The 15,214-nt window shown below is 28.7% G+C and carries 17 protein-coding genes and 2 tRNA genes; 12 read left to right on the top strand and 7 right to left on the bottom strand.

Annotated elements, in window-relative coordinates; genetic code table 11:
* The first annotated feature begins 447 nt into the window (after positions 1-447).
* A tRNA-Ser gene (locus QOR43_RS07995) sits at positions 448-535 on the top strand.
* A gap of 110 nt (positions 536-645) precedes the next feature.
* Positions 646-1,077: a tRNA (adenosine(37)-N6)-threonylcarbamoyltransferase complex ATPase subunit type 1 TsaE gene (gene tsaE, locus QOR43_RS07990; RefSeq protein ID WP_265134915.1), complete on the top strand. Its 432-nt coding sequence runs from the start codon at positions 646-648 to the stop codon at positions 1,075-1,077.
* A gap of 28 nt (positions 1,078-1,105) precedes the next feature.
* On the opposite strand, the gene QOR43_RS07985 is transcribed toward tsaE, so the two are convergent.
* From QOR43_RS07985 to QOR43_RS07960, 6 genes are all read right to left on the bottom strand, one after another.
* Positions 1,106-1,345 carry a KH domain-containing protein gene (locus QOR43_RS07985; protein WP_265134914.1) on the bottom strand — a complete coding sequence of 80 codons (240 nt, stop codon included), beginning with the start codon at positions 1,343-1,345 and terminating at the stop codon, positions 1,106-1,108.
* Positions 1,346-1,377: 32 nt separating this feature from the next.
* Positions 1,378-1,614, bottom strand: a complete 237-nt coding sequence (rpsP, locus tag QOR43_RS07980) for a 30S ribosomal protein S16 (protein ID WP_265134913.1) — start codon at positions 1,612-1,614, stop codon at positions 1,378-1,380.
* Between the two features lie 21 nt (positions 1,615-1,635).
* The gene (gene ffh, locus QOR43_RS07975) at positions 1,636-2,973 is read right to left on the bottom strand and encodes a signal recognition particle protein (protein ID WP_265134912.1); all 1,338 of its coding nucleotides are present in this window, start codon (positions 2,971-2,973) and stop codon (positions 1,636-1,638) included.
* A gap of 69 nt (positions 2,974-3,042) precedes the next feature.
* Positions 3,043-4,518, bottom strand: a complete 1,476-nt coding sequence (locus QOR43_RS07970) for a zinc ribbon domain-containing protein (protein ID WP_265134911.1) — start codon at positions 4,516-4,518, stop codon at positions 3,043-3,045.
* A gap of 96 nt (positions 4,519-4,614) precedes the next feature.
* Positions 4,615-4,812 carry a type II toxin-antitoxin system HicA family toxin gene (locus QOR43_RS07965; RefSeq protein WP_265134910.1) on the bottom strand — a complete coding sequence of 66 codons (198 nt, stop codon included), beginning with the start codon at positions 4,810-4,812 and terminating at the stop codon, positions 4,615-4,617.
* A complete protein-coding gene (locus QOR43_RS07960; protein ID WP_265134909.1) occupies positions 4,805-5,038 on the bottom strand; it encodes a type II toxin-antitoxin system HicB family antitoxin in 234 nt (77 codons plus the stop codon). Before QOR43_RS07960 ends, QOR43_RS07965 begins: the two co-directional genes overlap by 8 nt.
* 133 nt (positions 5,039-5,171) lie before the next feature.
* On the opposite strand from QOR43_RS07960, the gene QOR43_RS07955 reads away from it, so the two are divergent.
* The 7 genes from QOR43_RS07955 to QOR43_RS07925 all read left to right on the top strand — a co-directional run bounded on the left by QOR43_RS07955 (position 5,172) and on the right by QOR43_RS07925 (position 11,579).
* Positions 5,172-5,342 (top strand): hypothetical protein, encoded by a 171-nt coding sequence (locus tag QOR43_RS07955; protein ID WP_265134908.1) that lies wholly within the window; start codon positions 5,172-5,174, stop codon positions 5,340-5,342.
* Positions 5,335-7,092, top strand: a complete 1,758-nt coding sequence (gene polX / locus QOR43_RS07950; RefSeq protein WP_265134907.1) for a DNA polymerase/3'-5' exonuclease PolX — start codon at positions 5,335-5,337, stop codon at positions 7,090-7,092. The genes QOR43_RS07955 and polX overlap by 8 nt, the downstream gene beginning before the upstream one ends.
* Positions 7,093-7,146: 54 nt before the next feature.
* Positions 7,147-8,583 (top strand): glutamate--tRNA ligase, encoded by a 1,437-nt coding sequence (gene gltX / locus QOR43_RS07945; RefSeq protein ID WP_265134906.1) that lies wholly within the window; start codon positions 7,147-7,149, stop codon positions 8,581-8,583.
* On the top strand, positions 8,576-8,989 hold the full coding sequence (locus tag QOR43_RS07940; protein WP_283571471.1) for a hypothetical protein: 414 nt from the start codon (positions 8,576-8,578) through the stop codon (positions 8,987-8,989). The genes gltX and QOR43_RS07940 overlap by 8 nt, the downstream gene beginning before the upstream one ends.
* 83 nt (positions 8,990-9,072) lie before the next feature.
* Positions 9,073-9,163 (top strand) — tRNA-Ser (locus tag QOR43_RS07935).
* 14 nt (positions 9,164-9,177) lie between these two features.
* On the top strand, positions 9,178-10,359 hold the full coding sequence (locus QOR43_RS07930) for an ABC transporter permease (protein WP_265134903.1): 1,182 nt from the start codon (positions 9,178-9,180) through the stop codon (positions 10,357-10,359).
* Positions 10,356-11,579: an ABC transporter permease gene (locus tag QOR43_RS07925; protein WP_265134902.1), complete on the top strand. Its 1,224-nt coding sequence runs from the start codon at positions 10,356-10,358 to the stop codon at positions 11,577-11,579. Before QOR43_RS07930 ends, QOR43_RS07925 begins: the two co-directional genes overlap by 4 nt.
* Here QOR43_RS07925 and QOR43_RS07920 read toward each other — a convergent pair whose 3' ends face one another.
* Positions 11,580-12,215, bottom strand: a complete 636-nt coding sequence (locus QOR43_RS07920) for a segregation/condensation protein A (protein ID WP_265134901.1) — start codon at positions 12,213-12,215, stop codon at positions 11,580-11,582.
* Positions 12,216-12,311: 96 nt separating this feature from the next.
* Here QOR43_RS07920 and QOR43_RS07915 point away from each other — a divergent pair, with 96 nt between their 5' ends.
* From QOR43_RS07915 to mnmL, 3 genes are read left to right on the top strand one after another with little or no spacing between them, the layout of a single operon-like run.
* Entirely contained in the window at positions 12,312-12,809 is a 498-nt protein-coding gene (locus QOR43_RS07915) for a cation:proton antiporter regulatory subunit (protein ID WP_265134900.1), read from the top strand.
* Entirely contained in the window at positions 12,806-13,972 is a 1,167-nt protein-coding gene (locus tag QOR43_RS07910; RefSeq protein WP_265134899.1) for a cation:proton antiporter, read from the top strand. Before QOR43_RS07915 ends, QOR43_RS07910 begins: the two co-directional genes overlap by 4 nt.
* Before the next feature lie 56 nt (positions 13,973-14,028).
* Positions 14,029-14,946 carry a tRNA modification radical SAM protein MnmL/YtqA gene (gene mnmL, locus QOR43_RS07905; protein WP_265134898.1) on the top strand — a complete coding sequence of 306 codons (918 nt, stop codon included), beginning with the start codon at positions 14,029-14,031 and terminating at the stop codon, positions 14,944-14,946.
* The last annotated feature ends 268 nt before the right edge of the window (positions 14,947-15,214 follow it).

The raw sequence follows: 15,214 nt of genomic DNA, 5'->3' as shown, positions 1-15,214 counted from the left end.
TTTTACCAGTTTTTTAACCTTGGTAAACAATGATTAGATAATATGTTAAGCAACTGATTGTTTGTCAAGTATTAGCGAATTTTTAAACACTCTCAATAGGTAAAATCGTAATCAGTTATTTTGAGAAAAACCACCATTTAACCACCAACACCCTGTAAGTAATTAATCTTATTCAATTTTTAAACATAATATATTATAACTCACTTGTAAATAACATATTTCAAGTTTGAAATTAAACTTTTAAACAAACTTATAGGAAACTGCATTTTATTTGCTATAGAAATTCTAAAAAGGTGTAGTTTTTCGTTTATATACAATTCATATATAAAATGTAAAATGCAATATAAGAGAGATTATATTGCATAGGAATAAATTAAAGAAATCGTTTTGAAATTGTTGCAAAAAAATTTTTTTCTATTATAATATTTATACCCTTTTTAAGGATATGGAGAGGTGGCAGAGTGGACGAATGCGGGTGATTTGAAATCACTTGTGGGTTGACAGCCCACCGGGGGTTCGAATCCCTCCCTCTCCGCTTAATATTTCAAAAATAATGGGACATCCAAGTATCTACAATCCTTGATAATCAATAACTAAAAAGCTGTCCCAAAAAACCTAAAATTTAGATTAAAGAGTTAAGATTAGATGAAAAAGAAAATTATAATCAATAATCTACAAGAACTTGAAGATTTTGCAAATAAAGTTGTAAAATGTTTAAAAGGAGATGAACTCCTTCTTTTAGAAGGAAATTTAGCAGCCGGAAAAACTACATTCACAAAATATATTGCTAAAAATTTTGGTATTGATGATTATGAAGTAGTATCTCCTACATTTAATATTATGAATATTTATGAAGGTAGGCAATTTGATATATACCATATTGATTTATACAGAGTAGATGATTTTGATATCACAGATTTTATAGGAAAAGGATTAATTATTATAGAATGGCCAAAAGAAGATTATACTAAATATACTAAAAATCAAATAAAATTTTCTTTTAATGTCTTAGATAATGAAAGAAGAGAGATAACTATTGAGACTGATTTAGATATTGAAGATTGTTTGAATATGTGAGGGATTGAATCCCCCACATCTATTTTAATTATTCAAGAATTTCCAATACTGCTCTTTTGTTCATTTTTCTTGATATAGAACCAAGGATTGTTCTCATAGCTCTTGCTACTCTACCTTGTTTTCCTATAACTTTTCCAAGGTCTTCAGGAGCTACTTTAAGTTCAACAACAGTTATTTTCTCTCCTTCTATTTCTCTAACTTCCACCTTCTCAGGGTGGTCAACAAGGGCTTTAGCCATGTACTCTACTACTTCTTGCAATTTGCTCATCTCTCTTCAACCTCCTACAAGAATTTTTCAGTTTATTGTTCCAATCCGAAGCTTTTGAGTATTTTTAAAGCTCTTTCTGATGGTTGAGCTCCTTTTGCTATCCATTCTTTTGCTTTTTCTACATTTATATTGCCGGTTTTTAATATTGGGTCATAAGTTCCTATATACTCTATAGCTTTTGTTTCTCTTGGTTTTCTGCTATCTACAACAATCATTCTATAAACCGGATGCTTTTTTCTACCTGCTCTGGATAATCTGATACGTACCACTTTCAAAAACCTCCTATTTTTCTAAAATTTAAATCCACCAAATTTACCAAAAGGATTAAACATTTTACCAGATTTTTTAAATTTTTTCATCATTTTTTTCATCTCTTCATACTGTTTTAAAACTTTATTTACATCTACTATGGTTGTTCCACTTCCTTTAGCTATTCTTTTTTTTCTGCTTCCATTTATAATGTGAGGTTTCATTCTTTCTTCAGGTGTCATTGAGTTTATAATTGCTTCTATCTGCACAAATTTCTTTTCATCTACTTTAAGGTTTTTTATTTGGGCACCTATTCCCGGTATCATTTTTAATATATTTTCTAATGGTCCCATACTTCTTATCATTCTTATCTGTTCTCTTAAATCTTCTAAGGTGAATTCTGCATTCATAACTTTTTGTGCCATTTCTTTGGCTTTATCTTCTTCTATTGCTGCTTGCATTTTTTCTATAAGTGATTGTATATCTCCAAGTCCGAGTATTCTTTGGGCTATTCTGTCAGGATAAAATGGTTCAAGGGCATCTATTTTTTCTCCGGTTCCGATAAATTTTATAGGAACTCCAATAACTTTTCTTATAGATAATGCTATACCACCTTTTGCATCACCATCTAATTTTGTAAGGATAACACCTGTTAGACCAACTGCTTTATGAAATTCTTCTGCTGTATTTATTGCATCTTGTCCTTGCATTGCATCTGCTACATATATAACTTCTGCCGGTTTTACTTTTTCTTTTATTTGTTTTAACTCTTCCATTAATTCTTCGTCTATATGCAATCTACCGGCAGTATCTAAGATTATGTAAGAAAATCCTTGTTTTTTTGCGTCTTCTATAACTTTTTCTGTCAATTTAAGAGCATCTTTTTCATTTTCATCTACAAAACAAGGGATATCTATAGATGATGCCAAAGTGCAAAGTTGTTTTGCTGCTGCCGGTCTTCTTACGTCGGTAGATGCTACACCTACTTTATATCCTTTGGATTTTAGATATTTGGCTAATTTTCCGGCTGTTGTTGTTTTACCGGTTCCTTGAAGACCTACAAGCATAATTATTGCCGGTGGTTTTTCCGGTTTTGCTATTGAAGAAGCTTCTTCTCCTCCAAGTATATTTATTACTTCATCGTAAAGTAATTTAATAACAGTTTCACCGGCAGATAATCCTTTTATAACTTCTTGACCTATTATTTTTTTCTTTATATCCTCTATAAACTCTTTTACAACATCTACATGGACATCGGCTTCAAGTAATGCAATTTTTATATCTTTTAGAGCTTCATCAACAACTTTTTCATCTAATTTTTTAGCCCTTTTTAACTTTTCTATTACATTACTAAATTTTTCTGTAAGTAATTCAAACAACTAAATAACCTCCGACCTATTATTAATAATAAAATTATATCAGAAATAGTTCCCCCCTTTTATAGACATCTATTCCACACACATCAGGGGTTTGGAATTACTAAGATAATCCCGATAATAAGGATTATTCATCAGTAATTCACAGGGAGCACTATTACACCCTTTGTATCTCTCCAAATATTGTTTTACCAATATTTGAAGGACTTTCTTTTTTGATGTGTATGGTGTTATCTCTCCAAGAGAACTTCTCCTGAAGATATTCCTTGCTCCATTTACTTGTGCATTTATTTTATTTCCACAGGCTTTACATTCAAAAGTATGAGTATCTTTTCTGTTGTCTTTATCTATATATCCACAATTACTGCATTCTTGTGATGTATATGCAGGATTTATAAAAATAACTTCTATACCATAGAATTGCTTTATTCTTTCTATTTTTTCATTTATATATCTTTTTCCGAAATTTGATATTAATCTGTTTAATCTTTTTGATAAATCCGGACTTCTAAAATCAAGTTTCTCTAATACTATTACCTTTGGTTTATAAATCTCTATTATCCTGTTAAAAATCCTATTTATTTCACTTTTTAAGAAATCTCTAAATTTTTGAACTAACTTTTTATATTTTTTATCTTTTGACGGTTTTATATTATTCTTTTGTAAATATTGCATTCTTTTTGTTATTTTTGCATCTAATTGTATCAAATAATCCTTAAAACATCTTCCAAACAAATCCCCTTTATCAGTAGCAAATAATGGATTTAATCCTATATCTATTGCCAATATATCTGTTTGCGGAATATATTCTTCTTTTTTATTTAACTCTTTTACTAATCTTATTTCAATATCATTATCTTTCTCATTAACTTGGATAAAATTCAAAAATTTACCATCTAATTTTTCTGCATAACTATTTGTTTTTAATGGAATATAAACCGGTCTTCTTTTTTCTAATGTAGTAATGGAAACCCAATAATCAAATGATTTTGCTTTACCATCTTTCTTTTTCTGTATATCCATTACTTTTTTATCTAAATTCATTGATATATTTTTAAAAGATGGAAATTTATTTTGTTTAAATGTATGTTTTAATATTTTTCTTGCTAATTTGTAATGATATTTATTTATCGGTAGTTCCTTTATAACTTTACCTTTCTTATCTTTTAAAACTGCTTTTTGTAATTTTTCATTAAACCAAACCTTTGATTTGTTTATAACGAATAATATGAATTTTGTATCTTTATCTAAACTGCTATTATAAACAATCTCTACAAAATCATTTTGTCTGTTTGAAATATAGCTTTCCAAAATACCTACTAATTGTGATTGGCAAGTTTGTTTGTATCTTTCTGATAACTTGCTTTTAATATTTTTTACTTCATTATATTCATTAAAATTACCTTGTTTAAAAAATAAATTCCATTGTATCTTTGCAATATCTTTTGCAGTTTTTCTGTATTCTTTAAGAACTTGCAATATCTTATCTACTTTACCTTTATTACCAAAATGCCTATATTTATATGCTCCGATAATTCTTTCATTCATCTTTTTCTTCATAATATATAAGTGTAAAGCCTTTCAGAGTATTTGTCAAAATACATCTATTAATAACTATATTTGGCTATAATTTTAATTACTAGTTCATATACCTGCTTGTTTTAAGATTTCAAACAATGTCCCCTTTGGTAAATCTCTTTTATGAAGAGGAACAACAACTCTTCTTTTCATTTCAGGATGGTAGTAAATATGATGGCTTCCTTTAATCCTATCTAATACAAATCCTTTCTTTTCAAGCACTTTGATAATTTCTTGGGGAGTGAGAGATGGGAGTTTAGACATTAGCTTCTAATCTTAAATTATATTCAAAAGTTTCTTCTTCCGTTGGTATTTCTTCGTTATGTTCCTTTAAGCTTTCTATGTATAACTCAATAGCCTCTTTTGCCATTTCAATTGCTTCCTCTATTGTATCTCCATAGGTTACACAACCAGGAAGAGAAGGAACTATTACTGTATAACCACCCTCAGGCTCTTTTCTAAGTAGAACCCTATAGCTTAATGTTTTCATATTATCACCTCAATTCGCTTTTATTTTTTATCATTTGAATTTAATTTCTAATTCAAAGCATTAACAATAAAATTATATCAGAGATTTGATTAATAATAATTTATGCCTATTTTTATAAAAAGAGGTGATTAAAATGGAAGATTTTAAATTACCGGAAATTTTAAAAATAAATCCAATAACCAAGCATCTTTCCCGTAAAGAATTTATAATAAAAAAAAGAAAACAAAAAAATAAAGAGGAAAAGGAAGAGAAAAAAGAAGAAAATCAAATTAAAAAGGAAGGAGGTTTGGATATCTATGTATAGAAATATAAATAAAGAGCTTGCAAAGATATTTAGAGAAATGGCTATGATTTATGAATTTATAGGGAAAGATGAAGATAAATTTAGAGCATTAACTTATCAAAGAGTGGCTAATCTTTTAGAAGATTTGCCGGATGATGTAAGAAATTATTTAATCTCAGGAAAATTGGAAGAAATAAGGGGAATTGGTTCCCATACGATAGAAAAGATAAAAGAATATATACAAACCGGAAAAATATCTAAATATGAGGAGCTTAAAAAATTAGTTCCACCGGATTTTCTACAGTTAATGGAGATACCCGGATTTGGCCCTAAAACATTAAAAAGAATTTATGAAGAGCTTGGAATAACTACCAAAGAAGAACTTATAAAAGCATTAAAAGATGGAAGAATAGCTTCTTTAAAAGGATTTGGAGAAAAGAAAGTAAAAAATATGTTAAAAGGATTAGAACTTTATGAAGCTTCTCAAAAAAGATTGATATTATGGGAAGCCTTAGAAATAGGAAGAAGTTTAGTAGAGAAATTAAAAAATCTAAAAGAAATAAAAAATATAGAGCTTGCCGGAAGTTTAAGAAGGAAAAAGGAAACAATTGGAGATATAGATATTCTTGTATCTGCAAATCAGCAAGATAGGGAAAAAATAATAAATTATTTTGTAAATTTGGAAGATGTAAAAGAGATACTTGCAAAAGGAGATACAAAAGCGAGTGTATTAATAAAACAAAGGGAAAGACAGGTTGATTTAAGGGTTATAAATCCTGATGAATGGGGTTCAGCTTTGCAATATTTTACCGGTTCAAAAGAGCATAACGTTCATATGAGAGATATAGCAAAATCAAAAGGTTTGAAGGTTAGTGAATATGGAGTTTTTATAGCTTCTACCGGTGAAAAGATAGCCGGAGAAACAGAAGAAGGTGTTTATGAAGCAATAGGAATGCAATGGATACCACCGGAACTAAGGGAAGATAGAGGAGAAATAGAGATTGCTTTGGAAAAGAAACTGCCAAAGCTTGTAGAACTTTCTGATATAAAAGGAGATTTACATGTTCATTCTACTTGGACAGATGGAATGAATACAATACAGCAAATAATTGAGTTTGTAAGAGAAAGATATAAATATGAATATATAGCAATTACAGACCATTCTAAATCTGTAAGGGTAGCCCATGGTTTATCAGAAGAAGATTTATTAAGACAGATAGAAGAGATTGATAAATTAAATAAATTGATAGGTTTTGATTTTATCAAAAAAGGAATAGAAGTAGATATTTTGCTTGATGGTTCCCTTGATTTATCAGATGAAGTTTTATCAAAGCTTGATTGGGTAGTTGCATCTATCCATACCCATTTTAACAGAGATAATACAGATAGAATAATAAAAGCCTGTGAAAATCCTTATGTAACTGCTATTGGACATCCAACAGGAAGAATTTTCGGTCAAAGGGAAGGTTATCCGGTAAGTGATGAAATTCTTAAAGTAGCAAAAGAAACAGGAACAGCCCTTGAAATAAATGCACAGCCAAACAGAATGGATTTAAATGAAGTATGGGTAAAAAAAGGAAAAGAGATAGGAGTCAAATTTGTAATATCAACAGATAGCCACAGCTTTGGAAATTTTGCATATATGGAAATAGGAGTAGCAATAGCAAGAAGAGGCTGGTGCACCAAAGAAGATATTCTTAATACAAAAAGTTGGAAAGAAATCCAGAAATTTGTAAATGCTAAAAGAAAAAAATTTGGTGTGTTGAAATAAATGGCTTCCTAATCTGATATAATAAATTTATCTAAATTTCTGGAGGTTTTTAGATTGAAAAGAGTTAGATTTGCACCAAGTCCTACCGGCTATTTACATCTTGGAAATGCAAGAACTGCATTATTTAATTATTTATATGCAAGACATGAAAATGGAAAATTTATATTAAGAATAGAAGATACAGATTTAGAGCGTTCTAAAAAAGAATATGAAGAAATGCTAATAGAAGATTTAAAATGGCTTGGTATAGAATGGGATGAAGGTCCAGATAAAGGTGGAGAACACGGTCCTTATAGACAATCAGAAAGATTAGAAATATATGCTAAATATGTAGATAAATTGTTAAAATCCGGAGATGCTTATTTTTGCTACTGCACAGAAGAAGAACTTGAAGCAGAAAGAGAAAAAGCAATAAAAGAAGGAAGGCCTTATAGATATTCCGGTAAATGTAGAAATCTTACACCGGAAGAAAGAATGGATTACGAAGTAAAAGGAATAAAGCCGGTAATCAGATTTAAAGTTCCGGATGGAGAAGTAGTAGCTTTTGAAGATTTAATAAAAGGGCATATTGAAATAAATGTTAATGAATTTGGAGATTTTGTAATAGTTAGACAAGATGGAATGCCTGTTTATAACTTTGTTGTAGTAATAGATGATGCATTAATGGGTATTACCCATGTAATAAGAGGAGAAGACCATCTTGCAAATACACCTAAACAGATATTAATATACAAAGCCCTTGGATTTGAAACACCTAAATTTGCCCACATGCCTATGATACTTGGAGAAGATAGAACTAAATTATCCAAAAGACATGGAGCAACATCAGTTAGAGCTTTAAAAGATGAAGGATATATGCCTGAAGCAGTATTTAACTATCTATCTTTACTTGGCTGGCATCCAAAAGATGAAAAAGAAATCTTATCAAAAGAAGAAATAATAAAACAATTTAGAATAGAAGATGTAAATAAATCACCGGCTATATTTGATAGAACAAAATTAAGATGGATGAATGGAGTATATATAAGGGAAATTTTAGATATAGATACTATTACAAAAAGAGCAGTAGAATTTTTTGAAGGTTTTGGATATATAGCAGATTATGATTATTACAAAAAAGTTATGGAAGCAATAAGAGATAGCATAGAAACATTAATGGATATAAAAGAAAGAGCAAAACCATTCTTTGTTGATGATTTTCCTTATACACAGGAAATAATAGAAGAAGTAAAAAATTCTAAAGCTTATGATGTTGTAAAAGCATTTTATGAGAAAATAAAAGATAAAGAAGAAATAAAAAAAGAAGATTTTAAAGAGATAACAAAGCAAATACAAAAAGAGCTCTCTGTAAAAGGAAAAGAGTTATATCATCCGCTTAGATTGGCATTAACCGGTGAAAGTTCCGGAGTAGGTCTTGATTTATTAGTAGAAGTAATAAGTATTAAAAGATTAAAACATAGATTGGAAAGATTTTTAGAATATTTTGGATAATATGCTAACGCCCCAGCAGTTTAGGAAAATAAGGGTATATTTTAAAGATAAGGATAATAATAAATTAGATATATCCTTTTTTGAAGATTATTTAAATAAGGATTTACCTTTCTCTGAAAAATGGTTTTTAAGAGGTTGTAAGCATATATTGGAAAATCATTATACAGAGGCTATAAAAAGATTTCAGCTTTCTGATAGCTTTGATGCAAAAATTATGATTTTAAGTTGTAGTTTTAAAATAGAAGATTGGTTTATGTATAACCAATATAAAGATATATGCAAAGATTATAAACCGGATTTATTTGATAAATTTAGTTTTAATGGTTTTATACAGATTTTAGATAAAGAGTTTAAAATAGATAAAGGTATATGTGAGGTATTTGAAAGCTATCTGTCTAAAGATTAAAAAATTAGCTTTATTTGTGCTATAATATAAACTGATAATATGGTTTAAAATAAAAATTGTTATATATTATTTAATAATATTTTGGAGAGGTGGCTGAGTGGTCGAAAGCGGCTTCCTGCTAAGAAGTTGTGCGGGGTAAAACCTGCACCGCGGGTTCGAATCCCGCCCTCTCCGCTTAAAAAAAGATAATGAAAATATTTAAAGATTCTTTAAAAGCTGTAATATCCTTTAAAATAAGAACATTTTTCTCCATTTTAGCCATATCTATTGGTATAGCTTCTCTTTCTATTATTGTTGCTTCTGTTGAAGGAGCTTATGGCAAAGCTTATGAAATTGTAAATAAATTTGGTCCAGATAGTATGATGATTTTTGGTGGCTCTCAAGAAATAACTTCTTTAAGACAAAGACAAAAAACAATAACCCTTGAAATTTATCAAGATATAACCCAAAAATTTCCGGAAATAAAATTATCAATGCCACTTATATTTATACCTAATGTAAAACTATCTTATCAAGATAAAAAACATAATACAAGATTAATAGGTGCTTCTGAAAAATTTAGTGAGATTTGGTCTTGGAATATAGATGAAGGAAGATTATTCAGTAAAGAAGAGATAGATACAAAAGCAAATGTATGTATAATAGGAAAAACTGTAAAAAAAGAGTTGTTCTCAAATGAAGAAGCTGTTGGTAAATATATAACATTAAATAATCTTGTTTGCAAAGTTATAGGAGTTCTCTCTGAAAGAGGAAGCACACCTACCGGTGAGGATTTAGATGATAGGGTTATGATGCCTTACACAACAATTATGTCAAAAATAAATCATGATAATAAATATATTGATGGAATAAGATTAAAGCTATATAAAGATGTAGATGTTGGAGATTTAACAAAAAAGATAGAGCAGTATTTTAAACAAAAAAATATAGATGTTTTTATTCTTACACCTCAGGAAATTTTAAATTTTCTACTTCAACTTACCGGTTCTTTGGTTTTATTCCTTGGTCTATCTTCTACTATATCTTTAACTATTGGTGGATTTGTCCTTGCTAATTTATTTTTATTATCTGTAAATGAAAGAACCCATGAAATTGGAATAAGAAGGGCTGTTGGTGCTACAAAAAGGGATATTTTGAAGCATTTTATATATGAGGCTCTGATAATAACATTTATAGCTTCTATAATTGGATTTTTGATAGGTTTTGGAGGCTCTAAACTCTTAGTAAAAATAATAGAATTTCCGGTTAAATTCTCATGGATATCCTTTATTTTTGCAGTTATTGTATCATTAATAGTTGGTATAGTTGCAGTTTTAAATCCAGCATTAAAAGCATCAAGAATAAATCCTATGGAAGCTATTAAATCATGAAAAAAAGATTTCTAATAAGCAGTTTAAAAATAGTTTTTAGGATATTTTCAGAATACAAAGTAAGGTCTGCTTTGGCTATACTTGGGATAACATTTGGAACATTTGCTTTAATATTAATGATTAGCATATCTAACTCTTTAACTGAAAAGATAAATCAAGAAGCTACAAAGCTCGGAGAAAATATTATTTTGGTAAAAGCCGGAGAAGTAAGAGTATTTAGAGGGCAAGAAAGAGCATTAACAACTGCCAACACTTTAAAATTAGAAGAAGCTTATATAATAAAAAACCGGATAGAACATATAAAAAATTTAGCACCTGCCTATACATTAAATTATCCGGTTAGATATAAAGATAAAATAATTAATACAACAATAATAGGCACAACAACAGAATATCCGGTTATTAGAAATATAAAAGTAAAAGAAGGTAGATTTTTTAATCTTGAAGAGATGCAAAGGGGAGAAAAGGTTATTGTTATAGGTTCTAAGATTGCAGAAAAATTTTTTAAAAATGAAAATCCTATTGGAAAAACTATACTGATTTTTAGAGTGCCTGTTAAAGTAATAGGAGTAATGGAAGAAAAGGGAGCAGATATTACCGGAAACGACCAAGATATTTTAATATATACACCTATAAAAACTGCTATGAGAAGATTGGCAAATGTAGATTATATTAACACTATCTATATTCAGGCCGATTCCAAAGAAAGTATAAATATTGTTAAAAATCAAATAAAATTATTACTGCGAAAATTACATCATATAAATCCTTCTGATAAAGATGATTTTACTGTTATATCTATGGAAGATGTGATAAAAATGCAAACTCAAGCTCTCAAAATATTTAAATTACTTGGTGTAATTTCTGCCGGTGTATCATTTTTAATAGGTGCAATAGGAATATTATCAATAATGATATTAATAGTAAATCAAAGAAAACAGGAAATAGGAATAAGAAGGGCTGTTGGTGCTACAAGAAATAATATACTAACCCAGTTTATATTAGAATCTGGAATAATTGCACTAATTGGTGGAGTATTTGGAGCATTTTTGGGAGTTTTGATTACTTCTATTGTATTTTTATTGTTTAAATTACCATTTATAATAGTTGTAGATGTTATAATTTTTGCAACAATTAGTTCTGTTATTCTTGGATTTGTAGCAGGTATTTATCCAGCAATTAAAGCATCAAAAATAACACCACTTGAAGCTTTAAGATAATTAAGAGCCAGTTTTTTCTATATAATCAATATTTTTCTCTATAAAAATATCGCCAAAATGCTGATATTGATAGATATTTATTTTATTATCATAATTTAAAAACAATAAAGCCACAAAAGCTTGTGATTTGCTCGGATAAGTTAAATCTTTTAATGTTATAACATTATCTATATTCTGTATCTCTGCCTCAATAAGTTTAATTGCATCTTCTAAAACTGCATGAAATAAAGGTGGAAGCTCAAATTTATTTTTATTCCTATTTATTATTTTTGGAGAACTCTTTTGAATATTCTTATTTTTTGAGGGTTTAAACTCAATAACAGGTGATATATACTCTTTTAATACATTTGCTATTTCTTCTATTGTATAAAATCTTTTTATTCCAAACAATCTTTTTCTATGAATTTTTCCCTCTTTCTCTTCTTCTTTTGTAATATCAAGAGCTTCTGCTTTCATTTTTAGCAGAAGGGCTGCAGCCATAATGATTTTAGAAGCGTATCTGAGATTTGGGATATACATATTTTTTATTTCTCTTAAATATTTATCTGCCAAATCTACTATATCAACATTCCAAGGGTCTATCTCACCATTTATGGCTAATTTTAACACTATATCAAAAGGCTGTTTTTCTTGCATAATATCTACCTCATCTATTTTAATAATTTTTCGGATATTTTACCAAAAACTTTATGATAAAATTATAAAAAATTTTTTGATTTTGAGGGATAAAAAATGAAATTTACAGAAACAGAATTACCGGGTATTGGTAAAAAATATTCTGTTATAACAAATGAAAAAGATAAAATATCTGTAATAGTTCATTTTTCAGGTAGAAGAGAGATTTATTATTTTGATAAAGCAGATTATGATGAACCTGTTTGCACAATCTCAATGAATGAAGAAGAAGCTAAACAGGTAGGTTCTGTATTAATGGGAACTTACTTTAAACCACCTGAAGAAGATGCAAAGGAGATTTTATTTAAAAATCTTGTGATGGAATGGATAAAAGTAGATAAAGATTCTATTATGAAAGATAAATCTATAAAAGAGTTGCAAATAAGGAAATTAACGGGAGCATCTATAATAGTTATTTTAAGAGGAGATACATCTATCGTTAATCCATCACCGGATGAGATTATAAAAGAAGGAGATACTTTAATTGTAGTTGGAGATAAAAAACAGATAGAAAAATTCTTTGAAATATTTTATCCTGCTTGTAAATTAAAATGATAGAACACCTCAATATTCCTTTTCTTCTTAAATTTGGAGTTCTTAATTTATTTTTATTTATTGCAGTATATTTTAGTTATAAAACAAAATTTCCTTCTATAATTTTTTATATAATAGCCGGTATATTACTTGGTAATTTTGTTCACGGAGAAGAAGCTATTGAGAAAATCAGTGAGATTGGTATTGTTTTATTATTCTTTTATCTTGGTCTTGAGTTTAATATAGAAAGAGCTATAACTACAGCTAAAAATATATGGAAAGTAGGGCTAATAGATTTCTTTTTTAATTTTGTATTGATATTTATTGTTATGAAAGTTATTGGATTTAATATTTTTGTATCTTTACTTGTAGCCGGTGTAGCTTATGCTTCATCTTCTGCTATTACATCTAAAATTATAATTGATAACAAAAGAATAGCCAACCCAGAAACAGAGATGATACTTGGGCTTATGGTTTTTGAAGATATAATTGCTCCTTTGATTCTTGCTATAATTTCCGGTATAGCAGTAGGTAATGATTTTAATATACTTTCTATTGGAACAATACTTTTAAAGATTATTTTTGTTTTTGCTTTTGCATTTGGAATTATTTATCTATTTAAAGAAAAAATAGCAAATTTTATAGATAATTATTTGGAAAGTGAAATATTAACTCTTCTTTCTCTTGGAGGGCTTATAACATTTTCCGGTTTTACCCAGTTTATCGGTTTGTCTGAGGCTCTTGGTGCTTTTTTAATGGGTATGATAATATCAGAAACAGGAAAATCTCATGAAGTTGAAAAAGTTATGTTTTCATTTAGAGATTTGGCAGTAGCAATATTTTTCTTCTTATTTGGTGCATCTATCCATTTTGGCATAGCAGCAGATATTAAAATGATTGTTGCTTTGATTATTGTTATTATTCTATCCATAATAGGTAAGTTTTTAACAGGTTATATTGGCGGTCTGATGTATGGTTTATCCAAAAAGGCTTCTTTAAATGCAGGTTTTTCTATAATTAACAGAGGAGAATTTTCAATAGTTATGGCAAAATTTGGAACATCTGAGATATTGCCTTTTGTAGGAATTTATACCTTGGTATTAAGTATTATAGGGATATTTACTGCTCAATATGCTAATAAATTGGCAAAATTAATTGTCAAACCTAAAAAAGAAAGCATTTGATTTTTATCTTTTAAAGATATAATTTATAATCCAAAAAATTTTGTCAGGAGTGATGAATGTATTACAGAAAATTTAATGATTATTTAAAAGAAAAATATGGTGGAAGAATACAAAAAATTGCAATAGATGCCGGATTTACCTGTCCTAACAGAGATGGAACAAAAGCATCAGGAGGTTGCACATTTTGTAATAACCAATCTTTTAGCCCTTATGCAATGAGTAGAAAAACGGTTCAAGAACAGATAGAGAAAAGTATAGAATTTTATAAAAATAGATTTAAAAATATAAAAGGATTTTTAGCTTATTTTCAGGCTTTTACAAACACTTATGCAGATGTTGATACTCTCAGAGAAATCTATGACCAAGCTATGAGCTATGATGAAATTATAGGTATGTCTATTGGAACAAGACCGGATGTTGTGCCGGAAGAAGTTTTAGACCTTATTGCAACTTATACTGTAGAAAAACCGGAAATCTGGGTAGAGTATGGATTGCAAACTGCCCATTTTAGAACATTAAGGAAGATAAATAGAGCTCACGGTGTATCTGAATTTATAGATGCAGTATTAAGAACTAAAAAAAGACCAAATATTAAAATATGTGTCCATGTAATACTTGGATTACCGGATGAAGATTATGAAGATATGATGGAAACAGCAAAAGTTATAGCAGCCCTCGGAGTAGATGGTATTAAAATACATCCTTTACATATAGTAAAACATACAGTTATGGAGAAACAATATTATAAAGGTGAGATTAAAGAGCTTGATATAAAAGAGTATGCAAAACTTGCAGTGGATTTCCTTTCTTATCTTCCAAAAGATATAATAGTTCATAGAATAACCGGCGAAGCCTCAGAAGAAGAACTTATAGCTCCTTACTGGTGCTCTCCAAAATATAAACAGGAAGTCCTTAAAGCAATAGAAGAAGAATTCAAAAAAAGAGAAGCCTCAAAACAATTAATGTTGATTTAAATATCCGGTAAATTTAGTTTTTTAATTAATTCTTGTGTTGTGATACATTTTAATAGCAAAACCGAAAAGGAATGATAATTATATTATATTAAAAGCCTCCTTATACCAAAACAATGATATAATAACCCTTATGAAGATAATAGATATGAGGGTAATAGATATGAAGGTAATAGATAAAAAGCTAATAGAAGAAGATATAATAGAACTAAAAAAGCTTCAAAAAACGATAAAGCATAGAAGATTTGTTCCGAGAATTCAAATGTTAATT

The sequence above is a fragment of the Venenivibrio stagnispumantis genome, from assembly GCF_900182795.1.
In the GTDB taxonomy this organism is placed as follows: domain Bacteria; phylum Aquificota; class Aquificia; order Aquificales; family Hydrogenothermaceae; genus Venenivibrio; species Venenivibrio stagnispumantis.
This window is presented reverse-complemented; position numbering and strand designations above follow the sequence as displayed.